The organism is Streptomyces sp. NPDC091412 (genome assembly GCF_044756885.1).
Lineage (GTDB): Bacteria > Actinomycetota > Actinomycetes > Streptomycetales > Streptomycetaceae > Streptomyces.
In genome coordinates, this window is record NZ_JBIVTV010000005.1 from 87,070 (window position 1) to 112,874 (window position 25,805).

23 protein-coding genes and 4 pseudogenes are annotated in these 25,805 nt (G+C 67.9%); 16 read left to right on the forward strand and 11 right to left on the reverse strand.

Annotated elements, in window-relative coordinates:
- Positions 1-242 precede the first annotated feature (242 nt).
- From ACIQMV_RS15065 to ACIQMV_RS15080, 4 genes are all read left to right on the forward strand, one after another.
- Positions 243-1,394 (forward strand): ISAs1 family transposase, encoded by a 1,152-nt coding sequence (locus tag ACIQMV_RS15065; protein ID WP_402593022.1) that lies wholly within the window; start codon positions 243-245, stop codon positions 1,392-1,394.
- Positions 1,395-1,498: 104 nt separating this feature from the next.
- Positions 1,499-1,723 carry a hypothetical protein gene (locus tag ACIQMV_RS15070; protein WP_402593023.1) on the forward strand — a complete coding sequence of 75 codons (225 nt, stop codon included), beginning with the start codon at positions 1,499-1,501 and terminating at the stop codon, positions 1,721-1,723.
- Positions 1,720-2,160, forward strand: coding sequence for a hypothetical protein (locus ACIQMV_RS15075; protein ID WP_402593025.1), 441 nt, complete (start codon positions 1,720-1,722; stop codon positions 2,158-2,160). Before ACIQMV_RS15070 ends, ACIQMV_RS15075 begins: the two co-directional genes overlap by 4 nt.
- Before the next feature lie 88 nt (positions 2,161-2,248).
- Positions 2,249-2,569 (forward strand): hypothetical protein, encoded by a 321-nt coding sequence (locus ACIQMV_RS15080; protein ID WP_402593027.1) that lies wholly within the window; start codon positions 2,249-2,251, stop codon positions 2,567-2,569.
- 135 nt (positions 2,570-2,704) lie between these two features.
- Here ACIQMV_RS15080 and ACIQMV_RS15085 read toward each other — a convergent pair.
- Positions 2,705-3,029: pseudogene (locus ACIQMV_RS15085) on the reverse strand (transposase family protein); the annotation flags it as partial.
- A gap of 368 nt (positions 3,030-3,397) precedes the next feature.
- Here ACIQMV_RS15085 and ACIQMV_RS15090 point away from each other — a divergent pair.
- Positions 3,398-3,829, forward strand: coding sequence for a hypothetical protein (locus tag ACIQMV_RS15090; RefSeq protein ID WP_401779709.1), 432 nt, complete (start codon positions 3,398-3,400; stop codon positions 3,827-3,829).
- Positions 3,830-4,453: 624 nt separating this feature from the next.
- Here ACIQMV_RS15090 and ACIQMV_RS15095 read toward each other — a convergent pair.
- Positions 4,454-4,624 (reverse strand): hypothetical protein, encoded by a 171-nt coding sequence (locus tag ACIQMV_RS15095; protein ID WP_402593029.1) that lies wholly within the window; start codon positions 4,622-4,624, stop codon positions 4,454-4,456.
- Between the two features lie 612 nt (positions 4,625-5,236).
- Between ACIQMV_RS15095 and ACIQMV_RS15100 the strand changes: the two genes are divergently transcribed.
- Complete coding sequence (locus tag ACIQMV_RS15100) at positions 5,237-6,472, forward strand: threonine/serine exporter family protein (protein ID WP_402593031.1); 1,236 nt, start codon at positions 5,237-5,239, stop codon at positions 6,470-6,472.
- A gap of 13 nt (positions 6,473-6,485) precedes the next feature.
- Positions 6,486-6,662 carry a hypothetical protein gene (locus ACIQMV_RS15105; protein WP_402593033.1) on the forward strand — a complete coding sequence of 59 codons (177 nt, stop codon included), beginning with the start codon at positions 6,486-6,488 and terminating at the stop codon, positions 6,660-6,662.
- 328 nt (positions 6,663-6,990) lie between these two features.
- Here the strand turns inward: ACIQMV_RS15105 and ACIQMV_RS15110 are convergent, their stop codons facing one another.
- Together ACIQMV_RS15110 and ACIQMV_RS15115 are read right to left on the reverse strand one after the other, a co-directional pair.
- A complete protein-coding gene (locus ACIQMV_RS15110) occupies positions 6,991-7,659 on the reverse strand; it encodes a trimeric intracellular cation channel family protein (RefSeq protein WP_401779701.1) in 669 nt (222 codons plus the stop codon).
- A gap of 782 nt (positions 7,660-8,441) precedes the next feature.
- Positions 8,442-9,017, reverse strand: a complete 576-nt coding sequence (locus ACIQMV_RS15115) for an NADPH-dependent FMN reductase (protein WP_402593035.1) — start codon at positions 9,015-9,017, stop codon at positions 8,442-8,444.
- Positions 9,018-9,550: 533 nt separating this feature from the next.
- Between ACIQMV_RS15115 and ACIQMV_RS15120 the strand changes: the two genes are divergently transcribed.
- Positions 9,551-9,928: a nuclear transport factor 2 family protein gene (locus ACIQMV_RS15120; protein WP_402593036.1), complete on the forward strand. Its 378-nt coding sequence runs from the start codon at positions 9,551-9,553 to the stop codon at positions 9,926-9,928.
- Positions 9,929-9,950: 22 nt separating this feature from the next.
- Here ACIQMV_RS15120 and ACIQMV_RS15125 read toward each other — a convergent pair.
- Both ACIQMV_RS15125 and ACIQMV_RS15130 read right to left on the reverse strand, forming a co-directional pair.
- Positions 9,951-10,703 (reverse strand): annotated as a pseudogene (locus ACIQMV_RS15125) (helix-turn-helix domain-containing protein); the annotation flags it as partial.
- A 75-nt stretch (positions 10,704-10,778) separates the two neighbouring features.
- Positions 10,779-11,165, reverse strand: a complete 387-nt coding sequence (locus tag ACIQMV_RS15130) for an aquaporin (protein WP_402593505.1) — start codon at positions 11,163-11,165, stop codon at positions 10,779-10,781.
- Between ACIQMV_RS15130 and ACIQMV_RS15135 the strand changes: the two genes are divergently transcribed.
- Entirely contained in the window at positions 11,157-12,743 is a 1,587-nt protein-coding gene (locus ACIQMV_RS15135) for a Na+/H+ antiporter (protein ID WP_402593038.1), read from the forward strand. The genes ACIQMV_RS15130 and ACIQMV_RS15135 overlap by 9 nt on opposite strands.
- A gap of 445 nt (positions 12,744-13,188) precedes the next feature.
- Here ACIQMV_RS15135 and ACIQMV_RS15140 read toward each other — a convergent pair whose 3' ends face one another.
- Entirely contained in the window at positions 13,189-14,343 is a 1,155-nt protein-coding gene (locus tag ACIQMV_RS15140) for an alcohol dehydrogenase catalytic domain-containing protein (RefSeq protein ID WP_391454130.1), read from the reverse strand.
- 387 nt (positions 14,344-14,730) lie between these two features.
- On the reverse strand, positions 14,731-16,893 hold the full coding sequence (locus ACIQMV_RS15145; protein ID WP_402593507.1) for a SpoIIE family protein phosphatase: 2,163 nt from the start codon (positions 16,891-16,893) through the stop codon (positions 14,731-14,733).
- 638 nt (positions 16,894-17,531) lie between these two features.
- Between ACIQMV_RS15145 and ACIQMV_RS15150 the strand changes: the two are divergent.
- Positions 17,532-18,009, forward strand: a pseudogene (locus ACIQMV_RS15150) (GNAT family N-acetyltransferase).
- On the opposite strand, the gene ACIQMV_RS15155 reads toward ACIQMV_RS15150, so the two are convergent.
- The gene (locus tag ACIQMV_RS15155; protein ID WP_402593040.1) at positions 17,993-18,319 is read right to left on the reverse strand and encodes a transposase; all 327 of its coding nucleotides are present in this window, start codon (positions 18,317-18,319) and stop codon (positions 17,993-17,995) included. The pseudogene ACIQMV_RS15150 and the gene ACIQMV_RS15155 overlap by 17 nt on opposite strands.
- 11 nt (positions 18,320-18,330) lie before the next feature.
- Here ACIQMV_RS15155 and ACIQMV_RS15160 point away from each other — a divergent pair.
- Together ACIQMV_RS15160 and ACIQMV_RS15165 are read left to right on the forward strand one after the other, a co-directional pair.
- Positions 18,331-18,632, forward strand: a pseudogene (locus ACIQMV_RS15160) (transposase); the annotation flags it as partial.
- A gap of 644 nt (positions 18,633-19,276) precedes the next feature.
- Positions 19,277-20,248, forward strand: coding sequence for an AraC family transcriptional regulator (locus ACIQMV_RS15165; RefSeq protein ID WP_402593041.1), 972 nt, complete (start codon positions 19,277-19,279; stop codon positions 20,246-20,248).
- A 160-nt stretch (positions 20,249-20,408) separates the two neighbouring features.
- Here ACIQMV_RS15165 and ACIQMV_RS15170 read toward each other — a convergent pair whose 3' ends face one another.
- Positions 20,409-21,533 carry an FAD-dependent monooxygenase gene (locus tag ACIQMV_RS15170; protein ID WP_402593043.1) on the reverse strand — a complete coding sequence of 375 codons (1,125 nt, stop codon included), beginning with the start codon at positions 21,531-21,533 and terminating at the stop codon, positions 20,409-20,411.
- 33 nt (positions 21,534-21,566) lie between these two features.
- On the reverse strand, positions 21,567-22,550 hold the full coding sequence (locus ACIQMV_RS15175) for a LysR substrate-binding domain-containing protein (RefSeq protein ID WP_402593045.1): 984 nt from the start codon (positions 22,548-22,550) through the stop codon (positions 21,567-21,569).
- Positions 22,551-22,693: 143 nt separating this feature from the next.
- Between ACIQMV_RS15175 and ACIQMV_RS15180 the strand changes: the two genes are divergently transcribed.
- From ACIQMV_RS15180 to ACIQMV_RS15195, 4 genes are read left to right on the forward strand one after another with little or no spacing between them, the layout of a single operon-like run.
- The gene (locus ACIQMV_RS15180; protein WP_402593047.1) at positions 22,694-23,632 is read left to right on the forward strand and encodes a VOC family protein; all 939 of its coding nucleotides are present in this window, start codon (positions 22,694-22,696) and stop codon (positions 23,630-23,632) included.
- A 40-nt stretch (positions 23,633-23,672) separates the two neighbouring features.
- Positions 23,673-25,076, forward strand: coding sequence for a Rieske 2Fe-2S domain-containing protein (locus ACIQMV_RS15185; RefSeq protein WP_402593049.1), 1,404 nt, complete (start codon positions 23,673-23,675; stop codon positions 25,074-25,076).
- On the forward strand, positions 25,073-25,606 hold the full coding sequence (locus ACIQMV_RS15190; RefSeq protein WP_402593051.1) for an aromatic-ring-hydroxylating dioxygenase subunit beta: 534 nt from the start codon (positions 25,073-25,075) through the stop codon (positions 25,604-25,606). The genes ACIQMV_RS15185 and ACIQMV_RS15190 overlap by 4 nt, the downstream gene beginning before the upstream one ends.
- Complete coding sequence (locus tag ACIQMV_RS15195; protein WP_402593053.1) at positions 25,603-25,803, forward strand: ferredoxin; 201 nt, start codon at positions 25,603-25,605, stop codon at positions 25,801-25,803. The genes ACIQMV_RS15190 and ACIQMV_RS15195 overlap by 4 nt, the downstream gene beginning before the upstream one ends.
- Positions 25,804-25,805 lie beyond the last annotated feature (2 nt).

The window sequence follows — 25,805 nt, forward strand, 5'->3', positions numbered from 1 at the left end:
GCACCAGCCTATACAGAGCCCGGCGACGATGATGTCGACGGCCAACTTGGCTAATAAGTCTGCCGATTGACCTGTGCACGTGCCGAAGCTGCTGGTAGACCAGGGCTGATTCATTCTCCGGGTGATCACGAGTCGTTGCAGGTCATGGAGGTGTGACAGTCCGCCGGGAGACCGCCACGAACACAACGAAGCTCCGGTTGACGGGGTGACCTCGCAAGTCGCCCTGAACACCCGGAGCTTCGATGTGCCGCCAGTCTGCCACCGTCTGTTTGATCAAGTCGCCCACCGACGTGCAGCGCGCCGTCGGCGGCATCGCCGAGCGGCTGGCCTCCCTGCCCGACCCGCGTGCCCGCCGCGGACGCCGCCACCCCCTGACGACGGTGTTGCTGACCTGCTGCTGCGCGGTGCTGGCCGGAGCGCGCTCCATCCGGGCGATCGGCCAGTGGGCCCGCAACGCCCCGCAGGAGACCCTCGCCCGCCTCGGCGCCACCGCCCGCGGTCCTCTCGGGGTGCGCAGGGCGCCCTCGACCACCACCGTGCAGCGCCTGTTGACGACCGTGTGCCCCGGCGGCCTGGCCGACCTGCTCGGATGCGATCCCGCGGGGGCCGACCACCTGGCCGTGGACGGCAAGACCGCCAAGGGCTCGCGCATCGGCACCGCCTCGGCCGCCCACCTGATCTCCGCCCTCACCGGGGCCGGACACGTCGTCAGCCAGGCCCGGGTACCCGACAAGACCACTGAGGTCACTGCCCTGCCGCACCTGCTCGCCCCCTTCGACCTGGCCGGCGTCACCGTCACTGCCGACGCGCTGCACACCAACGCCGGCGAGGCCCGCTTCCTCGTGGAGGACAAACGCGCCCACTACGTCCTGGTCGTCAAGCGGAACCAGAAGACGCTGTTCAACGCGCTGCGCGCGCTGCCGTGGACCACCGTGCGCGCCGAGCACGTCAGCCGGGACCGGGCCCACGGCCGCAGCGAGACGCGAACCGTGCGGGCGCTGACCGTCACCGACCTCGACCCGGGCTTCCCGTACCTGGTGCAGGCCGCACGCATCCACCGCTGGCGGCGGGTGGAGGCGAACGGCAAGGTCTCCCGCGAGACCGTCTACGTCATCACGGACCTCACATCGCGGCAGGCGTCACCGGCGAGGATCGGACAACTCGCGCGCGACCACTGGACGATTGAGAACCGTGAGCACTATGTGCGCGATGTGACATTCGGGGAGGACACGTCGCGAGTGCGGACCGGGTGCGGCCCGGAGAACATGGCCACCTTCCGGAACCTGGCCATCGGCACGCTCCGCGAGGCCGGCTACCGCTACATCCCCGACGGGCTCCGCGACGTCTCCTACCGTCCCTTCACCCACCCGCTGGAACTGCTGGGCATCAGCTGACCTGCAACGCCGCACAAGCACCCCGGCTTTGAATCAGCCCTGAGCACCTCCTCGGTTCGCCGGATGCCACGTGGAAACAGGATGTTCTCAATGCGATTGGCCAGGTGAAGGCAGGCGAAGCACGACTTTCCTTCCTGCTCGACGGTCTCCCAGGCGCGAGTCAGGGGCCCGCGAAGGCTCTGAAGATCGCACTGGAGAAGCCCGAAAAGCAGCGCATGTGGACCCAGTGGGAATTGATCCAGGTCAATGAAGCCGGTCTCATGGGACAGGTAGACTTCTATCGGTTCAGTCGACGTACCGAAACATGGGCAAGGGCCAAGTTCAAGTGACGTACCAATTGGTGGAGGGGAATCTCCCGCTGACTCTGCAGGGCACGTTCAAGCCGTGGGCTATTGGAGTAGGCCACAGCAAGATCCTGCTTCGCGGATTTTCGGGGGGCGAGGAGGGGGATGCCCCTCGGGTCTTCGACGTCTTGTTCCAGGACGTCTCCCGAATCTCGCTGGCTGATCGGTACGCAGGCCTCAGCCTGTCGGACGCGGGCCCGGAAGCCTTGCGCGCCGAAGAGCGGAGGGCCGGGCGTAGCTGGGAAGAGAGCGCACTCTTCCGAGTCTCCGAAGACCATCCGTACGATTACGTCGTTGCGGGGCATGTCTTCTGGGCTGAAGTTTTCGTTCCCGCCACGGATCCGAGCCCGCTGATGCAGGAATTCCCCATTCCTGGCTTGATCAAGGATGACCAGGTCTTCCGACTGAGAGCGGATCGGTAGCCCCCATCACGTTGAAGCCCTGTCAGGCCCTGCCTGGCAGGGCTTCGACGCGTCCCGGGGCCGCACGTTCGGGGAGGACACGTCGCAGGTGCGGACCGGGCGCGGCCCGGAGAACATGGCCACCTTCCGGAACCTGGCCATCGGCACGCTCCGCGAGGCCGGCTACCGCTACATCCCCGACGGGCTCCGCGACGTCTCCCACCGTCCCTGCTGGGCATCGGCTGACCTGCAACGCCGCACAAGCACCCCGACTTTGAATCAGCCCTGGCTGGTAGACGGCCCGGAAGTATTCACAGACGATGGCCAGGTCACCAATAGCGATACGGAACAGTTTCTGACACGCTTCATGGAGGAATTTCGCGATCACATCGTGCGCGTGCTCTCCGTGCTGACTCCCAGAAACACGTGAGGCCCTCCATGTCTTCCATGGAACTGAGGCTGATCCTTTGGAGTGGACACCCTGACAATGGACCTTGAGCCTTTGCCAACCTCAGCTTGAGCGGGTCAGGTGGAGGGTGAGGACGGCTTGGACGAGGCTGGTGATTCATGTGGTGCTGCAGCGGGGTTTCCGCAGCAGGCGCCAGGTCTTCAGGGTGGCCATGGCCTGCTCGCCGAGGGCCCGGATGCGGGCGTGCACAGCTTTGACCGCGCGTTGACCTGCCGAAAGGCGATCCCACCGGCCGCGAAAGGGCACCCGAATGACGCTGCCCGCACCTTGGTAACCCTTGTCCACCCAGCAGGCCAGGACCGCCTCAGTGAGGACGTCGATGATGCCGTGGGTGCGAGCGGCTTTGACGTCGGGGCAGGGCTGGCGAGGCCCACAGCAGCCTCCCGTGCGGATCGGCGATGACCTGCACGTTCATCCCGTGCGCAAAGACCCCGGGTCCTCGGCGCCCACCGTGCCAGCGCTTTACATCTGCGTCGAGGAATGCTGCGGGCCGCCGTGGACTCAGGCGGTCACCTGGACGGATCTGCCAGCACGCGCTCCGCGCCCGGCCATGGTTTCGTTCCTTGCGGAACTCCCTGCACGCCCGGGCACGGGATACGAAAAAGCGGGAGAACGTATTACGCTCGATGGTGAAGTCATCGACGAGCAATACGGAACATTTCCTCCGGAGCTTCATGGAGGGATTTCGGGATCACACTGTCCGGGTTCTCACTGTACTCCCGCGTAAATCCTGAAGAATTCGAGTTTGGTTCGTCACGCTCGATAAGAGGCGAAAGGAAGGTGGTTCATGTGGGTCAGCCGCGGATGAACGAAGAGCGCTTCTACCTCTATCCCATGAAGCGTGTGGCCGCCGTTCTGGATGACGAGGACCGGTATATGGCTACCTGTCATGACTTGGAACAAGCCGGGATCAATCTGGCGGAAGTGAACGTGCTCAAGGGTCCGGAGGGGCAGCGGATTCTGGACAACAGGGGAACGTCTCATGGGCTGCTCGGCCGTCTCATGCGTCGGCTGCAGCACGGGGGCTACGAAAGCGAAACGCTGACGGTCCACTGTGAGGCCTTGAGCCAGGGCAAATGGCTGATCTTCATTCCGGTCCGGGGTAAGAACGAAGTCCGGCGGACGGTCGACATCCTCCGATCGCATGCGGGCAGCGAAATTTTCCACTTCCGCCGGTGGGCAGTGCAGTTCTTTCCCCCGAATTATCGCTTGAATCCGTAGGGAATGCGGCGCCTTTCGTGCCCTACGGACATCTCAGCACCGCACCTCCGAAGACGGGCAGCGTCAGCTTCAGTCATTCGGCCTCCAGTTCCTCAAGCGGTGCGGGCCTGCCCGACGGTGTTGCACGAGGGTGTCCTCGGGATGCCGTTCTGTCGCCCGTCGTGCGCCCTGGTGTTCCCGGAGCCGGCAGAGGAGGCGGACATGGGGCATGCGGCCGCCGGCCTGGACGATCTGACCGCCTTCCTGTCCCGCCTGACCGCCTTGCTGCTGCGTTCTTCCGGCGAGGGCGACCACTCCATCGAGCGGGCTGCGGGCACCAGCGCTCGGGCCTTCGGTGGCCGGGCGTCCGTGGTAGGCCCGCCACGAGGCGCGGCTCACCAATGCGAAGCTCGCGGCCCGGACGCCGTTCAACGCGAGCACCCTACAAACGCGGTGGTCCGGCAGTGGGTGGCTGGCTCCGCCTGCAGTACCGCGAGAAGGGAGTGCGACTACCGCGTCCACCACGGCCGGGTCGGCGGCCGCTGGGTCACCCGCCAGATGAGCCGGATGCGGCCTCCGAGCACGGCCAGTACAAGGCGGACTGGCACGAGCCAACGGGCACCTGTGCGACCCTCTTCTTCGATCTCAACCGGCGGTGCTGATGGCTGTGTCATCGGTCGGTGAGATATCGGCGCCGGGGACTTGGTCTCGGAACTGGGTGGTTAGCTGGCCTGCTTTGTCGTCGGTGGAGACCAGTGCGGCCGTCTGCAGGTCACCGATGAGTCCGTGTTCCGATACCGGCGGGTATTCGTCCATCGAGCTTCACGCCCTTCACGCAGCCCCTGTCCATGGGCAGCCATTCGCCGTCGGCCGCCTCCCCGCCCGACCAGCCGCTCACCGCTGCGTGACACCCCTCCTTTCCACATTGCATCCTGCGGACAGATCCCGCACAAATTCGCCACTTCGGCACGGAGGGAAGACCGAGGATGAGCGTTTCCTTGACCGGTGCGTTGCCGATGATCGCGACGGCGGTGGCGGGCAGCACGAGCCCGACCGCGACCTACCGCGAGATCGCCGGACGCCGGATGACGCGGCCCCGAACTCACCTCCAGTATTCGACCGAGCCATCGCTGTCATTGAGGATGCGACGCCGTGGCGCTGCGGTGGTTCTGACTCGTCGACTGACTGACGTCTCGCTTGACCTCGTGCGTCCCAACGAGCCTCCCCGGCCAAGACCACCCTGCCGGCGGTCGCGTTGATCCTTCGGCGGCCTTTGTCGGCGGCCTGTGGGAGCATCCCGGCGCACGGGCGGGCTTTCGAGCCCTCACCCATGACGGGGATCGTGCCGCCCGAGGTGCCCTGAGGCGGCCGCTCGTGTAAGCAGGAACTCCTGGCCCTGGAGCGAGGATGCAGGCGGTGGAGGCGGGCGTGGAGCAGCGATCGGTCGCGGGTCTCGACGATCTCACGGCGTTCCTGGCGCGGCTGGCCGGCCTGTTGCTGCGCTCGTCCGGCGAGGGCGCCCATCTCATCGAGCGAGCCGTGACCGACAGCGCCCGTGCCTTCGGCGGCGCCGCGTCCCTGCTGCTGGTGCCGGAGGCGGCGGTGCTCACGGTCACCGCGGCGGACGGCGGTACCCGCACCGTCATCGTGCACGGCTTCCCGGAGGTCTTCCGCCTCGACCAGGTCGCCGCGCTCAAGCCCTTCCTCGCCGAAGTGCGGACAGGCCGGACCGGAATCGCGGAGGCCGACCGCAGGCTGACGGAGATCGAGGCGGCTCCGCCGCCGTACCCATGGTGGCTGAAGTTCCTCGGCATCGTGCTGTTCGCGCTGGGTTTCGCACCGTTGATGCAGCCCACCTGGTACGAGGTCGCCACCACGGCCGTGCTGGGCGCGCTCGCCGCGGCTCTCGCGGTCACCGCCGACCGTGTGCCCCGGCTGCACCGGTTCCTTCCGCTGACGGTGTCGACGGCGGTCTCCGTCGTCGCGATCGAGCTGTTCGCCGGCAATCCTGCGCACGGCGGTCCCGTCCTGCTGATGCTCCCGGCGCTGTTCTATTTCATTCCCGGCGACTATCTGAGCGCGGCGACCGCCGAGCTGGCCGCCGGTCTGATCACCACCGGTGCGATACGGCTCGTCTACTCCGTCTTCCTGCTGGTCCAGCTGTACGTCGGCGTCCTGCTCGGCGTCCTCTTCGCCGGCGCCTCCCCCCACGCCCTCTTCGACGTCGCCGCCCACTCCGACCTGCCCCGGTGGGTGCTGTTCTTGGCCTGGATCGTCTTCACAGCGGGCACCCTGCTCGCCTTTGCGATCCCCTTGCGCTTCTTCTGGTCGCTGCTCCTGCTCGTCTACGTCACCGTCGGCGTGCAGTCGGCGCTGACGAAGCTCGCCGGGGAGACGGGCAGCACCTTCGTCGCCGCGGTCGTCCTCGCCTCCGCGGCCACGCTGATCGCGCGCGGGCCGCGCCGCCCGCCCCGGCTGATCCTGATCCTGCCCGGCTTCTTCACGCTCACCGTCGGCTCGCTCGGCATGCGCGGCCTGACCACTTTGGTCGGCGGCTACGTCGAGGGCTTCCGGGACCTGCTGAAGCTGGTCACGATCGTCACCGCCCTCGCCATCGGCCTCGTGGTCGGCGAAGCACTCACGCAGGGGCACGACGACACGTAGACGAGACGGCACCATGACCCGCGCACCTGCAGCCCTCACCGAGCAGGACTACGCGGCCCACATGAGCCCGGCCGCCCGCAGCGCGGCCGACGCCGGTCTCACCTTCCTCAACATCAGCCGCAACGCACGCAACGAGTGCCCCTGGCGCTCCGGCTGGACGCTCCGCGGCCACACGACGCCAGACTGCTGACCACAAACGGATCGAGCATGGGCGGGAGCCCGGCCACCCTGTGCGGTAAGCCACCGGGCAGCTACACTGCGGGGCTTGCAGCCGCGCGGCTGGATCACCTCGCTCCGCGGCCTCCACCCCGCCATAGGATCACGGCTTCTCACTGCGCGGCCTGGTACGAGCCGGTAACCCGGACGGCAAACGCGTGGACACCGGCGCGGACAACGACAAGTCCGCCGGCTCGCACCGAATGTCACCGAGCCTTGCCAGGGCGGCGTCCACGAAATCCTTGGGGGCATGGCTGCCTCCTTACGTGCTTCAGCGTGAGCCTTCGGATCCGGCATCGGGGTCAGGACCCGCGGCCACGCAACGGCCCCGGACGCCAGTCGCGGCTGCCCGGCAGCCTCCAGCCCCAGGTGAGCGCGGCCAGCCGCAAGGAGACTCCAACGACAATCCCGGCCAGAATGCCGAGGGTGGGCGCGCCGAACCGGCTGCACCCCACCATCACCCCGCTCACCAGCACCGCGACGGTCGCATGTAAAGGGGTGCCGCCGAAGATGGCGGGGGTACGAACCAGCAACAGGTCCCTGATGGCACCACCGCCGACCGCCGTGATCGTGCCCAGCAGTACGGCCGGCAGCCAGCCCAGGCCGACGGCGAGAGTCTTCTGCGCCCCGGCGACCGCCCAGACGCTCAGTGCCAGGGCATCCAACAGGTTGAAGGTCCAGCCAGAGGTGTGACGGCTCAAGTCGGCCACGAAGGCCAGCATGGTCCCCGCGGCGGCGACGGCGAGGTAGGCGTAGTCGGTCAGGGCCACGGGGGTCCCGTGCTGCAGCAGGGTGTCGCGGATGATGCCGCCGCCAAGGCCGGAGACGATGCCGATGGCCAGGAAGCCGAACAAGTCCAGACGGCGAGCCCGCGCCAGCACCCCGCCGAGTGAGCCGTTGGCGAACACCCCGCCCAGGTCCAGCACCCGGGTCACCTGGGTCACGTTCTCGGGGGACAACCAGCCGGCCACGTCAGCACCTCCCTTCCTCACCACCGAACTAGCCCTGGCGGTCACCTGCCTGTCGATCACATTCACAGACCGTCGATGAGCAATAACCGCACAATCCAGGCACCACTTCCGGTTCGGAGTCCGGCGGCTCCTACCGCGATGGCGCTTGACCTGCTTATGCCAAGTCCTGTGACGCCCCGGCGCTATTCCCCGCCACGCCCCCGTGCCGGGCGCGCCCAGCACGGCCGTAACTTGGCCCTGGCGCTGCAAGAGTTGCCGGAGCGCACCGCCGCCGGGCACGAGTCGGCGCCGCCCCGAACCTGCGCAAGGGCGGAACCGTGTGTCAGGTCCTTTATGGCTGGCCGGACGACGAGACTGTGGGAGATTGCGGACGGCGTCGAGGATCTCCTCGACGCCGGTGGGGGCGTCTGTACCAGCGAAGTGACGGCCCCGGCGGCCGACTGACCCGAGGGCAGCGAGCCGGGCCGGGCCCGGCCAAGCCACCAAGTCGCCAACGGCGCCCGTCCCACCGGTCATCGCGGCCCCGCGCCTTCATGTCACCGGCTACGACTCCGTTGGAAATCCCCTGGAAATCCCCGCGTTGGTGAGCTCCCTTCTCGAAACGACGTCGCCGGTTTCGCGCCGCTGGCGACGCGTTCGTCGCATCTAGGCCACCCTCCTCAGCAGGGTCAGTTATCTTGCCGCCGCTGTGGACAGCGCGCCCAGAACGCAGATGCTGTTGCCCCCAGTGCAGTCTGAGGCGACCTCCGAGTCAGGTGGTTCCAGGGAAGACATGGAGGGCCTCACATGTTTCTGGGAGGCAGAACGGAGAGCACGCGCACGATGTGATCGCGAAATTCCTCCATGAAGCGTGTCAGAAACTGTTCCGTATCGCTATTGGTGACCTGGCCATCGTCCGTGAATACTTCCGGGTTGAATCTGATGTAGGCCTCGGGTGCGTTCATTTGTGGAGAGTTGCAGTAGCTGAGGACGCTGCGCAGGCTCTGCTGGGCGATGGCTGTCCCGATGGCACCGGGGGAGGCTCCGATTACCGCGGACGGTTTGTGGGTGAATGAATTGTCCCCCCAGGGGCGGCTGGCCCAGTCGATGGCGTTCTTCAGAGCGCCGGGGATTGACCGATTATATTCCGGGGTGACGAATAGAATGGCGTCGGCAGAAGAGATCGCAGCTTTGAGCCTCCTACCTTCACTGGGGAAGTCACTGTCGTAGTCGTAGCTGTAGAGCGGGAGGTCGCTGATCGGGATCTCATTGAACTCCAGGTCCGGTGGAGCCAGTCGGATCAGGGCCTTGGAGAGCGTCCGGTTGATGGATTTAGTCGCCAAGCTTCCCACGATGTAGCCGACCTTGTACGTGGTCATTTATCCTCGATTCGATGCGCGCGCCTTGCATTCGCCCGGCCTCTCGCCGGGCGTACTTCCTCCAAGTGCACGAGATCACGGTCGCTGGTAATCCGCCTTCCAGGCTGATCCAACCGGAGGAGTACGCGTCACGGTGCCGTTAGGGCAGCTCGATCCGGCGGGGCTTTTCGCTGTCCAGACGATCTCTGGTGTGTTCCAGGGCTTGCCGCTTCGGCCGGACCGGCGCCCCAGCCTGGACGAAGCAGCAGGCCGATGGGTTGCCATCAGCTTGGGAGGCTCGAGTGATCGGACTTGCGGTGTGAGGTAGCCGAGGACGGAGTGCCGCCAGCGCCGCGAAGGTCCGGCTTCCCCTGATCACCGGGATGCCATGGGTAAGCATGACCAGGCTGGACCACCGTGCCGCCGGAGACGTTGGCAGTCAGTGCAGACGAGCCGAAGATCACGTTGACCAGTGCTGTGACCGGGATGGTTCACCGTGATCGGAAGGCGGCTCGCGGGACGAGCGCACGCGAAACGGCTGGTATTACTGGGGCATGCAGGAAGAGATTGCACGCTCCGCGATCGACACGTTCATCTCCGCGTTCAACGCCTCGGACGACAGCTATGTGACTGCTCTGCTCTCCCAGGCTCTGACCTCAGACGTGGTCTTCTGGGGGCCGTTGGGTCGCAGCGAAGGAATCGCGGCGGTCGAGCAGTTCGTGCTGGACATCCGGCGCCACCCGGCGGGGACCGGCACGATGGTGCGCTGCTCAGCGGTGGACATGCCTGACGAATGGGCCCGGTACCAGTGGGTCTTCACCACGCCGGATGGAGGTCCCCGCCTGGCGGGAACGGACGTCGTCCATCTGCGGCGGAGCCTCATCGACCAGGTCATCGTCTTTGCGGGGGAGATCGAACCGTCCGCCTCCTGAGTCATCCTTCTGTCGCTGTCCTTTTGAGCGCGGCCAGGGTGTTGGCGGTGCCCTTGCGACGTCGGTTGACGCCCCACAGGCGGTCGTCGCCCACGGAGTAGCAGCCGTGGAAGTAGGTGACGCCGTGAGTACGGCGGTAGGTCGCCGGCAGCCGGTCGGGCTTGCCCTGTTTCGCCCAGCAGGAGCCCGCGGTGGGCCGGATCCCCAGCGGCCCGAACTCGTCGAAGGCGAAGACCCGGTCCGGAAAGCGCCCCAGCACCTGCTCAATCCGGTCGAGCTTGGCGTCGCGATCAGGGTCGGGCGACTCCTTCCAGGTCTTGGTGCGCTGGAAGGTGATGCCGCGGCGCCGGAGCAGGCACCGTAAGGCTTCACGGCCGATGCGGATGACGCGGCCGTGCACTTTCCGCAGGTAGGCGGCGAGTTTGCGGATCGACCAGGGGGTGAAGGGTTGGCCGAGCCTGGTGGGGCGAGTGGTGGCCGTCCGGATGACGAAGTCCTCGTCCTCACGACTGAGTAGGCGGGGACGGCCTCCCGCCCACTGAGGGAACAGGCAGGCCAGGCCGATCTCGTTGAAGCGGTGGATCACATCGCGCACGGTGTCCTCGTCGGCCTGGACCAGCTGGGCGATCACCGGCACCCGGTTCCCGCCCGCCGAGGCGAGCAGCATCATCGCGCGCCGGTAGCGCACCGAACTCGTGCTGCCCCTGCGCATGATCTGCTGCAGCTTCTGCCCCTCCTGGTCGGTCAGTCTGCGTACACGGACAGGCTCGGCCACCGGGCCTCCAGCGATCGGATCGGACGTCGCCGCACATCCAACCGCCACGACCGCCAACCCGGTGAACCTATGCGGTCACAGCACTAGCAAGCCGCCACCGAGCGCCCCGCCCAGCTGGGCGACGACGTAAGGGACGACCTCCCTCCAGGGGAAGCGCCGTATCGCGGCCAGCGCGATGGTCACCGCAGGGTTGATGTGTGCCCCGGAGATGGGGTCGAACACGTAGACGGCAGCGGCGATAACGAAAGCGAACGAGAAACCGATGATCCCTATCGCGGCGTAGCCGCGGGTACCTCTCCCGCAGCATCGACTCCAGGCTGACGTTCGCGGGCATCCCGCACCGGGCGATGCGGCGCGCCCTGTAGTCCACGGGTCCGAAGCGGCCGGTGAGCGGGGCGGCGTGGCAGGCTGGAAGCCTGTCGTGTGAACGTCCGACGTCCCGGAGCGCTGAGCGTGGATCAGTTGGCCCTGCTGTTCGTCGTGTTGCTGGGGGCCGTGATCAGCGTCCCGGTCGGCGACCGGTTCGGGCTGCCCGCGCCGATCCTCATGACGCTTTTCGGGATCGTCCTGGCGCTGCTCGACTTCGTGCCGAACGTCGACATCCCGCCCGCTCTGATCCTGCCGACCCTGCTGCCGCCGCTGCTCTACGCCGCCGTACGGCGCACCTCCTGGCGGCAGTTCACGGCGCACAAACGGCCGATCTTCCTGCTGGCCGTGGCGCTGGTGTTCGTCACCACCTTCTGCGTCGCCTTCGTCTCGCACGCCATCGTGCCGGGGCTGTCCGTCGCCGCCGCCGTGGCCCTGGGCGCGCTGGTCGCGCCGCCCGACCCGGTCGCGGCGACCGCGGTGGCCGGGCAGCTCGGGCTGCCGCGCCGCCTGGTGTCGATCCTGGAGGGCGAGGGACTGTTCAACGACGTCACCGCCATCGTCCTCTACAACGTGGCGATCGCCGCCGCCGTCAGCGGGGAGTTCTCGGCCTGGCGGGCCGGGCTGGACCTGGTGCTGTCCGCGGTGGTGGCGGTGGTCGTGGGCCTGGCCGTCGGCTGGGCCGCGAACAAGCTGCTGGGCCTGCTGGGGGACGCGACGCTGCAGATCGGGCTGACACTGCTCGTGCCGTTCGCCTCCTACGTGCTGGCCGAGGAGCTGCACGGCTCCGGGGTCCTCGCGGTACTCACCACCGCGTTGTTCCTGGCCGAGTACGCCGCCGACGCCGACGACGTGCTGACCCGGCTGGCCGGGCACACCGTCTGGGACGTCGTGGACACGCTCGTCACCGGGATCGCGTTCGGACTGGTCGGCCTGGAGCTGCACAACGCCCTGCGCACGGCGTCGGGCCGGTGGGGCGAGCTGCTCGGCTGGGCGGGCGTGGTGGTGGGCGTGGTGGTACTCGTACGGCTGCTGTGGCTGCTGCCTGCGACTTGGTTCACCAAACGGCTGCACGCGCGGCGGGATCAGAACGAGGACATCCCCACGACCTGGCGGGAGACCGTCGTCATGTGGTGGTCCGGAATGCGCGGCGTGGCCTCGGTGGCGCTCGCCCTGGCCATTCCGCTGAAGACGGACAGCGGCGCGCCCTTCCCCGACCGGAACGAGATCGTGTTCATCGCCTTCGCGGTGATCATGGCGACGCTCGTAGTCCAAGGGCTCACGCTGCCGTGGCTGGTGAAGCGGCTCGGGGTGCGGGCGGACACCGAACGGGAGAAGGCGTTCGAGGAGGAGCTGGCGGCGCGGGCGGCGAAGGCGGCCAGGCGGCGGCTCCGGGAGATCGAGGAGGTCGAGGACCTGCCGGAGGAGGTGGCCGAACAGCTGCTGCGGAGGGTCGCCGACATCGGGCTGCGAATCAGCCCGCAGCTGGGGGACGAGGAGCGCAGGGAGGGCCACGACAAGCGCGTACGGCGGCTGAAGCGGCTGCGGCGGATCCAGAGCGAGATGCTGAGCGCCGCGCGGCACGAGGTACTGGCGGCGCGCCGGGAGCCGGGGGCCGACCCGGAGATCGTGGACCGGGTACTGCGCCACCTGGACGTACGCAGTCTGCGGTGAGCCCCGCTCGGCGTACGGGACCGGCCGGTGCCGTCCGCCCCACGCTCTTCGAGCAGCCGCGGCAGCCCCGCCCGCTCGATCGCGCTCATGCGGTCGTGGATGCCTGCGCAGATCGACGCGTTCACCTCCTTGCGGACCGTCGGGAGGTACTTCACCCGCAGGGTCTGACAACGAGCCGTCTGTCGCGCAGCGGCGTGCCAAGACTGGCGAACCGCTGGCGTCACAGTGTTACAACTGGGGGACCTTGCCGAAGTCGGCGGTCCTGTCAGTCGGTTCGGGGCCTTCCGTCTGCTGGTAGTGGGTGACCTTCCAGCCGTTGTCCGTCCAGCGCAGCGACATGGACATGGTGAGCCATCCCCGTCTCGACAGGGATCTCCGTGGGGACGGCGGGCCCTTGGAATGCCCGAGCCACGATGCCCGCTGTCAGGTTGCCGGTGACGATTGTTCAACGGGCGCCGCCGTCGGGGTGCAGGACGACCTTGGTCCATCCGTTGTCACGGGCGTCGAAATGCTGGTAGGCCTCGGCGGCCCGGTCCAGCGGGAGCTCGTGGGAGACGATCCAGGACGGTGTGGCCTTGCCCTGCTGGATGAGGTTGCACAGCTGGCGGTTGTAGGCCTTGATGTTGGCCTGCCCGTTGCCGACCGACTGGCCCTTGAACCAGAACAGGCCGTAGTCGAAGGCGAATTCACCGTGCTGATACAGCTTGTCGGGGCTGCCGGGGTCTTGGGGGATGAAGATGCCGACCACGCCGATGGTGCCGGTGAACTTCACCGACTCCACCAGGTTGTTCAGCGTCATGTTGGGGTGCTCATGGCCCTGGGGGTCGTGGGCCTGGTAGCCCACGCACTCACAGCCCCGGTCCGCCCCGAGTCCGTTTGTGTGCTCGTTGACCTGGTCGACAGGTGAGGCCTTGGAGTCGTCGATGGGTATTGCCCCGATCTGCTCGGCCAGCGCGAGGCGGTCCGGGTGGCGGTCCACGACCATGACCTTGGATGCGCTCTTGAGGTTCGCCGACAGTGCGGCCATCAGGCCGACCGGGCCGGCACCGTAGATCACCACGGTGTCGCCGGGCCGTACCTTGGCCAGTTCCGTGCAGTGCCAACCGGTGGGGAAGACGTCGGAGAGCATCACGTAGTCGGTCTGCCGCTCCCGGGCCTCTTCCGGCAGGACCAGACAGTTGTGGTCACCGTAGGGCACGCGCAGCAGTTCGGCCTGCCCGCCGCTGTACGGGCCCATGTCGGCGAAGCCGTAGGCGGCACCAGCCGTCTTCGGATTGTCGGCAGTGGTCAGGCAGAACGCGGTCAGCCCCTGCTCACAGTTCCGGCAGAAACCGCAGCTGATGTTGAACGGCAGGCAGACCAGATCCCCGACCCTGACCCTGTCGACCCCGGCGCCGACCTCGGTCACCTCCCCCAGGTTCTCGTGGCCGAAGATCCGTCCCTGCTCGAAGTCGGTGCGACCCTCATACATATGCAGGTCCGAACCGCAGATGTTGGTGCTGGTGATCCTCACCAGCACATCGGTGGGCCGTTCGATGCGCGCGTCGGGGACATCCTTCACACTGACGGTACGCGGCCCGTCATAGACAACAGCCTTCATGGCTTCCCCTTCGATTGCTTCACCACACGATGGCCGGCATCTGGAGCCGCGCGGGGGAACAGGTCACCCTGGACCTGGACGACTCAGGCGACGGGAAGCGGCACGCGGGCTCGTCCTGGGCAAGCGCCGGAACAATCCCGCGCTCCGCAACGCCCTCGACTTGATGACCACTACCGCACCACCGCTCTTCCACCCTCCCACCCTCATCAGGCGTGTCAAGCCGTGGCCGGGAAGTCCCTGTGGAGCCTGTCCGTGGAAGGTCCGCGGGTCCCAGGAGAACGGGCCTAGTGCCGCATCTGTGTTTCCGGTCCCGGATCCGACCGAGCCGTACGCTTCCGCCGATACCGCGGTCACCGGACCCGGGGCTGGGAGTCGTCGTCAGTCACATCACGAACTCACACGCTCTCTCAGGCACTCTTCTCCTCCCTCTCTCTGTCGTTGAGGCTGGATGAGGAGCAGGGCGATGTCGTCTTTGTGGGGGTTGGATCGCTGAGCGTGGTGGACGAGGGTGTCGGCGAGGGCGTCAAGGTTCTGGCCCTGGGCTTGAGTGAGCTGGGCGGCGAGGTCGACAGTGGCGTCATCGATGTCTACGCCGGGAGTTTCGACGAGGCCGTCGGTGTACAGCGCGAGCACGGCCCCGGGCGGCAGGGGGATGTCGGTCTCCCGGTAGTCGGCGGCGGGGTCGATGCCGAGCAGGAGCCCGGGCGTCAGCGGGAGGACCTCGGTGTGTAGATCGGGGTGGCGCAGGAGTGGGGGCGGGTGGCCGGCAGTGGCCAGACAGGCGCGGTGGCGTGCCAGGTCGAGCTGGCCGTAAAGGCAGCTGGTGAACAGGTCCGCGTCGAGATCAGTGAGCAGGCGGTTGATGCGGGCGAGGACTTGGCCAGGTGGGGCGCCGGCGGTGGCGTGGACGGCGGTGCGGACTTGCCCCATGAGGGCGGCGGCGTTCACGTTGTGGCCTTGGACATCGCCGATCGCCACGGCGACAAGGTCGGTGTCGAGATGGATGAGGTCGTAGAAGTCGCCGCCGACATCGATGCCCTCAGTGGTGGGGAGGTAGCGGGTGGCCACGTCCAGGCCGGGGACGCGGGGCAGTGTGTGGGGCAGCAGGCTGGCTTGCAAGCTGTGGGCGAGAGCGTGTTTGGCGTCGTAGAGGCGGGCGCGATCCAGAGCCTGGGCAATCAGCCCGGCGGTCGAGGTGAGGACAGCTCGTTCCTCGGGAGTGAAGGGATGCGGCCGGTCGTGCGCGAGGACCAGCGAGCCGACGAGGCGGCCGGAGGTGATCAGGGGCAGGAAGGCCCAGGCAGCCTTGCCGTCCTGCAGGACGGCGGGGGGATAGGCACGCTTGAGGTCTGCGAAGGTGGCGTAGAAGCGGGCGGCGCCGCTGGTCAGGACACGCACGGCAGGGGTGTCCGAGGCCAGGGGGGCGCCGTCGAAACGGGCCATGAGTTCGGCGGTGTAGCCGCGGTAACCGATGATCCGCAGCCGGCCCTCCTCGGCGATCATCAGGGCGAGAGCTTGGGCCTCGAAAGCGGGCAGGATCAGGTCGGCGATCCGATCGATCACGTCCGTGACCCCGATAGCCTCGGTCAGCGTGGCGGCGAGGTGCAACAGGTGGTAGTGGGCGGTCGACCGGCCCGGTGCTGCCGGCGGCGCGGGATATGGAACCTCTGGCGTCTCCGAGGCAGGGGCCGGGGCGACGCAGACGCTGATGCCGGAGACGTTCGGATAGAGGTGGAAGGACAGCCACCGGTCCGGTGGGCGCAGGGCGGTGAAGGAGGTGGCCTGCTGGCTCAGCACCGCAGCCCGGTAGCGGTCTTCGACGACTGGGTCGTCCAGCCATGGCAGGACCTGCCGGGGCAGCGCGCCCAGCAGGTCGACGGTGCTCGCACCGAGGAGGTCAGCGGCGGCGGTGGTGATGAAGGTGATCCGGCCATCGAGGTCCAAGGTGCAGCATCCTCCAGGCAGGCGCTCGGCGAAGTCCGCCGCTGCCGCCTCCTGGGTTGGCCCGCGAGCGCCGGCACGCAGCGAGGCCAGAACCTGCGGCTCTGGCCCAGGCAGCAGCGGGTGGCCGCTGTCCGCGGCCTGCCGCAGGACAAGGCCCAGGCGGCGGCAGGAGGCACGGACCGCGTCGCGTTCGTGTCGCCTCAGCCGCGATGGATGCGAGCAGGGCCACCGCGCCACCAGGGCGCCCCAAGGGGTGGTGCCGGTGGTGATGGGGGCGGCGGCCGCCGAGAAGGGATAGGGCAGCGCGAGCGCCAACTGCGGGTAGTGCCGCGCCATCTCTTCCTGGTCGCCTATCCACACCAGACGCCGCTCGCGCACGGCGTCGGACGCCGGAGTGCGGGCCGCCAGCGGCACCTGCGTCCACTGCGCGGCGATCTGTCGGGGAAACCCCCTCAGCACCGACAGGCGCAGCACCCGCTCGCCCGGCAGCAGCAGGTATACCAGACCTCCACAGGCGCCTGTCTCCCGCATCAACTGGGCCAAAGCGGCGTCGAGCAGATGCGTGCCGGGACCTGTGCCAGTACCGAAGCCGGCAAGATCCGGCATGCCTCCACCCTCCCGAGCGGTACCAGTCAGGGATCCCCCTTGGCGCCCGAGGCGACTTCGGGCCGCATCCGCGCTGATGCCCAAGCAGGCGCCGATCTGCGCCCAGCTGGCCCCGGCCCGTCGGTCCGCCAGCACAGCCCAGCGCACCAGCTGCCCAGCAAGCTCGGGCACCTCCGCCACGGCAGCAATATGGCAGCACTCTGTTCCTCGCCCAGGGCGCGACTCTTTCGCTTGTTGGGTTGCGGCCTGCACCTGCGCCAGGAGATCGACTTCCGCGAACACCAGCGCCTCCCGCGCTGGCGCTGCACTTCGCCAGCGACGCCTGGCTCGCCAGGCCGCCTGTCGGTGAGCCGAATGGCAATACTGCCGTCCCCGACCCGCCGACTCCGGCAGTGAAGCTTCGCACCAGCCACACCGATCGTCACCCACCCATCCATCGTCGCCCATATCGGAAGAAATAGCTCGAGCCCGGTGACGACGGACGCCCACCTCAATCCGGCCGGTGGCAGGCGCGACCTGGTCGGCCCAAGCCACCGGCCCAGGTGGAGTGCTCAGGGCTGGTCCAGAATTCTCGGATGGTCATGCTTGAGACTCCCCGTCTGCTCCTTCGCCGCTGGCGAGAGGAGGACGTTGTGCCCCTGACTGCCGTCAACGCCGACCCGGAGGTCATGCGCTGGATCGGTGGGCAGCGTCCGTAACGAACAGCAGACTCGCGGCGGGATTGAAGCGATGGAACGCGAGTGGGAGGCACAGGGCTTCGGTCTGTTCGCCGTGGAGGTCCGTGCCACCGGCGAGCTGGCCGGCTTCACTGGCCTTTCGATTCCCGACTTCATGCCGGAGGTGCTGCCAGCGGTGGAGGTCGGCTGGCGGCTGGGACGCGCCCATGGGGGACAGGGCCTGGCCACCGAGGCCGCAACCGCTTCAGTCCGGTTCGGAATCGAGGAGCGGGGGCTTGAGCGGATCGTCAGCATTGCTCAGGTGGGCAACGACGCTTCCGAACGGATCATGGCCAAGCTGGGGATGCATCCGTTCTGCGAGGCCGTCGATCCCAGCTGCGGTCGGCAAGTGCGGGTCTTCGAGCTGTCGTCGGACCGGTACGTCACAGCCACTCGTTGATGGCGGTGACGAGGACGGTGGCTTCGAAACGGACCGCCAGCTTTTCGTAACGGGTGGCCACGGCCCGGTGCCGCTTGAGGCGGTTGATGCCGCACTCGACCGCGTGGCGCTCGCGACAGGCGACCGGGTCGAACGCCGGTGGCCGGCCGCCTCGGGGGCCTTGCTTCTCGCGGTTGCGAGCCTGGTCGGCCTTGTCCGGGATGGTGCAGCGGATGCCTCGCCTGCGCAGGTAGGCACGGTTGCGACGAGACGCATACGCCTTATCCCCGGCGACCGCGTCCGGCCTGCTGCGAGGCCTACCACGCCGCACGGAGGCACCACGTGGCCGCGATCTGGGCCGGCATCGACGCAGGAAAAGCCCACCACCACTGCGTCGCGATCGCCGAGAGCGGCCGTCGGCTGCTGTCCCGACGCGTCGCCAACGACGAACCCGAACCGCTCCAACTCCTCACCGACGTCCTGGCCCTGGGCGACGAGGTGACCTGGGGCTTCGACCGACGGCGGAGCCGCCCTCACCATCGCCATCCTGCCCAACCAACGACCAGCCGGTGCACTACATCTCCGGCCGGGCCATCCACCGGGCCTCCGAGAGCTACCGCGGTGAAGGCAAGACCGACGCCAAACGCCCTCCACTGCCAGCGAGCCCAGCTCTCCGGCAAGCCGTTCACCGGCCGCGCAAGCGGTGTCATACAGACCGAATGCCGCCCGGTCGGCACGGAGCGTCTCATGCAGCGCGCGCAAGTGGTCCACGGCGATCTCCTCCAGCCGCCGGTCCGCATTGCGCGATTCGTCACTCCATCGAGCGAGCCAGGCGTCGCGCAGGGAAACTCCACCGATCGCCGTTCGGCCCCTTCCACCGCGTAGATGTCCCCACGACGCCCCCATTCGCCGGTGCCGCCCCACGCCGCCCCTCCAGCCACGGCAACAGATCAACCGACCCACAGGTAGGGCGGGACGCAACCCAAGGTGGCCCATATGGGCAGCCCAGCAGTGCCCATCCAATCGCTGCGCCACACGCCTCACCCAGGGCCCGGTAGAAAGGGATCGGGGCCCGCCTCGCTGAGGGCGACGACCAAGTCTGTGCCCTCCCGGTCGATCGCGGCGAGCAATTCGAGTGCGGCCGACCGGCATGGGTGAGGTCTTCTGCGGGAGTTGCATGGAGGCAATGGGCGGGAGACCTACGCGTCCTACCCGTCTGCGACACTCGACGGCGGTCGTGAACGCCGATGATCCGAGCACGGGACATGGCCACAGGAAGGGAGCCGCGTTGCGATCCGACATGCTCACCCGCTACACGGTGGCTTCGTCAGCGAATGCCACGGACTTCCTCCACGCGCTGCACCATATGTACACAACCGAGATCCGTCCCATCGGCCGTCTTCCCGCCGACCGGGAGTACGTCCTCCGCGGAATCAACGCAGCGGACTACTCCATCGGGTACATCCGGTCGGGGCTCGGTGTGGAGATAGCAGGGCCGGAAGCCGAGCGCTCGTATTTCGTGGACTTCGTGGTGTCAGGTCTGCTGAACGCCGAACGGCGTGGAGAACACACCGTCAACACAAGCGCGCGAGCCGCGGTGTTCAATCCTGGCGACCGCCAGCGCCTGCTCCCCGCGAGACCGGACACCGAGACGCTCGGGATCCGGCTCGATCGTGCACTCTTCGAGACGGAACTCACCGCCCTGCTGGGCCGGGAGCCGGACGGCCCGACCGTCTTCGACCTCGCGCTCGATCTCATGGGCGCCGACCACGCCGGTCTTCGTATCGTGGTCGAGTCACTCATCGACCAACTCGACACCGGCGCGAAGATCTTCGACCACCCGGCAGTCCGCCAAGCACACGTGCGGTCGTTCGTCATCAGCCTCTTGCTGACGCACCGCCACAACTTCAGCGATCTGCTCCTTGAAGGACACTCGCCACTTCGGCCGCGGCCGCTGCGCCGGGCCCTCGACTTCATCGATCAGAGTCTCGGTGACCCGATCACCCTGAGCGACCTCGCCCAGGCAGGCAATTGCAGTGCCCGCACACTGAGCGACGCCTTCCGCGAGCACTTCGGCTGCTCGCCGATGGCGTTCCTCAGAGACCGCCGGCTCGAACGCGTCCGCGCCGATCTTCTGGCGGGATCAGGCAGTGTCAGCACCGTCGCCCACCGCTGGGGGTTCACGCATCTCGGTCGCTTCGCCGCTGCTTACCGGCACCGGTACGGCGAGTTGCCCTCGGCCACCGCTGCGCGTGCGTGAGCGCCGGCGCTGCGGCCCCCACCTGGCGGGGCATCCGCCAGGTGGGGATCCGGAGAAAACTTCGTGGCCCGGTCAGTCGCCGATCCGCTGAGCGAGGTCCCCAGGGACACGGATCGTTACCGACACTCGCACGGCTGCGGTCTCCCATCCACGGCACCGCTCAGGTCGGAGCCGCCAGGGCACCGTGGCAGCGTCCCTGGAGCTCGTAGACCTCGCCGTGCCGGTCGGCCTGCTCGAGGCGCGCGATCTCCCGCGAGGCCTCGACGACCAGCCGGGCCCGCTCGATGCGACGTGAGCTGAAAGCCTCCAGTGCCCCGGCCGTCTCCGCGTGCCGTTCCAGCTCCTGGGCGAGCACGACGGCGTCCTCGATGGCCAGGGCGGCACCGCTGACGAGCTGGGGGGACGGCGTGTGCGCCGCGTCTCCGAGAAGGACCGTCCGGCCGCGGTGCCACGGCGCCTCGACCAGCACGGTCCGGACCGGACGGCGCACTACGGCGCCGGCGTCGACGATCGACTCGCGTACCTCGGCCACACGTCCCCCGAAGGGGGCGAGCAGTTCCCGCATCCTCGTCGCCAGCTCGCCGTCCGGCAGCGGCTCCTGCACGGGCGTGTTCTCGGTCAGGAAGCAGTAGGCACTCTCTGACGAGACGGGTATCAGGCCGGCGTTGTGCGTGGTTCCGGCGAAGGTGAACAGGCGATCTGCCCAGGCGGGACGCGGGACGACCGCCCGCCAGACCATCTGGCCGTTGTACTCGGGTTTCTCCGTGAAGCCCAACAGCGCCCTGGTCCTCGATCCGACGCCGTCCGCCACGACCACCAGGTCGACGTCGCGCGTCGTACCGTCGGACAGTTCCGCCCGGACCCCGTCGGACTCGTCACCGAGCCGGGTGACGGTGAGCGAGGTCCGAAGCGTCGCACCGTGCTTCTCGGCTGCCTCACGCAGCACCCGTGCGAGATCCGGCCGGGCGATGCCCGACTGCGAGGGGCGCCCCTCCCCCAGCAGGCCCGGCAGGTCGATGACCGTACGGACATGCCCCGCACCGTCACAGTGGGCGATCTTGGTGATGCCGTAGCCGAGGGCCAGGCAGGGCTCGGCGAGGTCGAGGGCGTCGAGGGCGCGCAGTGCGGGGCCGGTCAGGCTGAGCCCCCACCCGCTGACCGTCCAGTCGCCGCGGAGCTCGACGAGCTCGACCCTGTGACCCAGCCTGCGCAGCGCCGTTGCGGCCGTCAGGCCGCCGATTCCTCCGCCGACGACGAGTACGCTCCGGCGTCCGTCCCGCTCCACGACTGCTCCTTCACCTCGGTGACCGGCCGCACGCTAGGCGCGGTCGGCAGCAGGCGCGATCCGCGGATGGCGGGCGTTGTCCGGATCCGGCAGGAGGCCGGGCCGACTCACCGGCTCCTCCGCGGCCAGGTCGATCAGGCACTGACGGAACCAGCGGTGCCCGGGATCGCGGTCGGTCCGTTTGGTCCAGGCCATGATCTCGGTGATGGGCTGAAGCTGGGGGATCGGCGGCTCGAGCAGGCGGATCCCCGCGGCTTCTCCGATCTTGTGCGCGAGCCGTTCATGGACCAGCGTGATCAGACGCGTACCGCTCAGCAGGAAGGGCGCCATGCCGAACCCGGCGGTGATCTCGACGTTGCGCGGCACGCCCAGGAAGTCGAGCTGCATCTCCGACAAACCCCTCAGATGTCCCGAGGACGCGGCCAGGTACGGGAGGGTCGTGAACTGCTCCAGGGTGATCTCGTCGCCCACCTCGGGGTGGTCCTCGTCGACGGCGACCAGATAGCGGTCCTGGAAGAGCACGCGGTGCGGGAACTGCTCGTGTTCCTCGAAGGCTTCCCTCGGCATCACCAGCAAGTCCGCGCGGTGTCCACGGAGTTGGTCGGCGAAGTCGTCTCCGGTCGGGAAGATGTTCAGCCGGATGCCGGGCGCCTCGACGGACAGCCGGGCGATGAGTGGCTGAAGGAACGTCATCGTCAGGTAGTCGTTGGCTATCACCGAGAAGGTCCGCCGGGCCGTGGACGGGTCGAACGCCTCCCGCTGGGCGAGCACGATCTCGATGCCGGTGAGGAGTTCGTGCACCGGCCCGGCGAGCGACTCGGCCAGCGGCGTGGCGACGAGACCTCGCCCCTCCCTGGTCAGAAGCGGGTCGTTGAAGAGTTTGCGCAGGCGGGACAGCGTCGAGGACATCGCCGACTGCCCGATCGAGAGCCGTTGTGCCGCGCGGGTCACGCTTCGCTCGATCATGAGCATGTCGAAGGCGACAAGCAGGTTGAGGTCCACACGCCGAAGGTCCATGACGCCAGAGTAATTGATTTCATCAATGCCAGGCATTGCCAGGAATTGTTTGTGCGCGGTGATTGGCGTCACTACGTTCACCTGAACAGCGCGTGAACGCGCACCTCGTCACCGCTGTCGTCGCCACTCAACGAGGAGAAAACGTGACGAAGCCACTGATCACCCACCTGCGCCATGTGGCGATCGCGGCCCCCGACCTCGACCGCCAGCTGGCGTTCTACCGCGACCTCTGGGGCCTGACCCCCGTCGCGTCCGACACCGGCGTGCACTTCCTGGCCGCGGAGGGATCCCCCGAGCAGTACATCGTGCGCCTGAGGAAGGACGACCAGAAGCGGCTCGACCTGGTCTCGTTCGGGGCCGCCTCCGCAACGGACGTCGATGCCCTCGCCGCGCGGCTGGCCCAGCAGGGCGTCCGCATCGTCCACGAGCCGCGGAAGCTCGACATGCCCGGCGCCGGCTACGGCTTCCGGTTCTTCGACGGCGACGGACGCGTGGTCGAGGTCTCCTCGGACATCGCCACCCGGGGCTTCCGGACGATCGAGGCCCGCGAGTCGATTCCCGTCCGCCTCTCGCACTTCGTGGTCAACTCCGACCACCCCGAGGCGACCGTCGACTGGTACGTCAAGCACCTCGGCTTCAAGCTCTCCGACGCCCTGTGCCTCGGCGCCCGCGGGGACTTCATGTGGTTCCTGCGCTGCAACGACTGGCACCACTCCTTCGCCGTCGCCCGTGGTCCGCACGTCGCGATCCACCACCTCTCCTTCGAGATGCGCGGGATCGACGAGTTCATGCGCGGCACCGGCCGGATGCTGCGTGAGGGTGTCCAGCAGATCTGGGGCCCCGGCCGTCACAAGGCCGGCGACAACACCTACTCCTACTTCCTGGACCGGGTCGGGAACTGCGTCGAGTACACCACCGAGCTCGAGACCGTCGACTGGGACCGGCACCACCCTTCCGTCTACGACGTCACCAAGCCCGACTTCATCGACCAGTGGGGCACCGCGAACCAGATGAACGAGTTCGTGGCCAAGCAGCAGTTCAACGACCCCGACCGCGGCGTGTTCGTCGCGCCCCCGCTCTGATCCCTCCCGTGAAGACCATCCCGTGAACAGGAAGTCAACGATGACTCTCACGAACGAATCCCGGTCGTCGGCGCCGTTCTCGACCCCGCTGGACGTGTTGCTCGACCGTGTCGAGAAGGACATGCAGGAGGATCTCGTCCCGGCCGAGGTCTTCAACAACGACGACGTCTTCCGGGCCGAGATGGAGCGGATCTTCACCCGCACCTGGGTCTTCGTCGCTCACGAGAGCGAGATTCCCAAGGCCGGTGACTTCGTCCAGCGCAGAATCGGGCTCGACCCGGTCATCGTGACCCGCGACGGCAAGGGCGGCATCAATGTGCTGTCCAACTACTGCCGTCACCGTGGCACCCAGGTGTGCCAGACCGACGCGGGCAACTCGCGCTTCTTCACCTGTCCTTACCACGGCTGGACCTACGCCAACGACGGACGGCTGGTCGGTACGCCGTTGATGCACCGCGCGTACGGCGAGCCGCTCGACCCGGAGCTGTGGAGCCTCAAGCGCGCCCCAAGGGTCGAGAACCGCAAGGGCTTCATCTTCGCCTCGCTGTCTGAGGAAGTACCCCCGCTGGAGGAGTGGCTCGGCGGCGGTGCCTGGATGCTCGACCTGATCACCCAGCTTCACCCCGACGGCATGCGCGTGGCGGGTCCGCCCGAGCGGTACATGGTCAACGGCGACTGGAAGACGGCCGGTGAGAACTTCGCCGGCGACGTCTACCACCTGCCGACCCTGCACTTCAGTGTCCAGGAGGTCGACCTGCTCCAGGGCGTCCAGGGCACCTGCGAGATCGGCCGGACTTACGAGTTCGAGAACGGGCACACCTTCATAGGCCACGCCTGGACCCAGGCCATCCACCCCGGCTTCACGCTGTGGGGCTACCCGGACGAATACAAGGAGCGGTTCGACCTCAGCGGCCTGGACGAAACCCAGCGCTTCGTGGTCGACCACGAGCCTCCCACGGTGGGGACCCTCTTCCCCAACCTCAGCTTCATCCGGATCTTCTCCCCTCTCCCGGACGGCCCGCCGGCCGTCATGACCAGCTTCCGCCAATGGCAGCCCGTCGCCCCGGGCAAGCTCGAACTGTGGAACTGGCAGTTCGTGTGGAACTTCCAGGACGAGGAGTCCGCACAGCGCGACTACGTCGGCGGCCAGTACTGCTTCGGGTCGGCCGGGCTCTACGAACAGGACGACACCGTCGCCTGGGAGGGCGTGGCCCGTGCGGCCTCCAGCCCGTGGATGCGCAAGGAAGGGCTGAAGTTCAACTACCAGCAGGGCCGCAACTCGCCCGTCGACGACGCTCCGGACCCGGACTGGAGAGGACCGGGCGTCCACCGCAACACCGGTTACGGCGAGCACGTGCAGTTCAACTTCCTCCGCCAGTGGCTGCGCTCGATGAAGGGCGAGACCGCCACCGGCAACGAGACCACCGAAGGGACGCAGTCATGACCGCCGCCGCCGAAACCCCGAACGCCCTCGCGGTGGACGCCACGACCTACACCAGAGTGGCGCAGTTCCTCGCACACGAGGCACGTCTGCTGGACGAGGGACGCGAGGAGGAGTGGTTCGAACTGCTCGACGACGACCTGCTCTACACCGTGCCGTCGCGCCAGTCGACCGAACCGCGCAACATCGAGGTCAACCGCGCCGCGTGGCGCATCCGCGACACCAAGGCGCATGTGCGGACGCGGATCGACCGGCAGAACACCGGCCGCGCCTATTCCGAGGTGCCCCCGTCGCGCACCATGCGGCTCGTCGGCAGCGTCGAAGTACGGGCGACCTCGGAGGCCGACGTCGTCGAGGCATCCAGCTCGCTGCTGCTCTACCGGCAGCGCGGGATCGATGTCCACTTCGACCTGATCCCGTGCCGCCGCAACGACCGGGTCCGGCTCACGGCCGCCGGTCCGCGGCTCCTCGCCCGCGAAGTGATCCTGACCGAGACCAGCCTCAAGACCGCCAACCTGGGGGTGTTCCTGTGACCAGCGTGACCGTCGACCCCGAGCGTTGCACCGCCTATGGAATCTGCGTCGGCATCCACCCCGAGGTCTTCGCCGTTCCGCCCGGCAGCCCGGTCGCGGTCGTCACCCGCGACGTACTGTCCGAGGACGACCTGGAAGACGTCCAGGAGGCCGTCCGGGCCTGTCCCGCGCAGGCTCTGCGCCTGATCGAGGACTGATC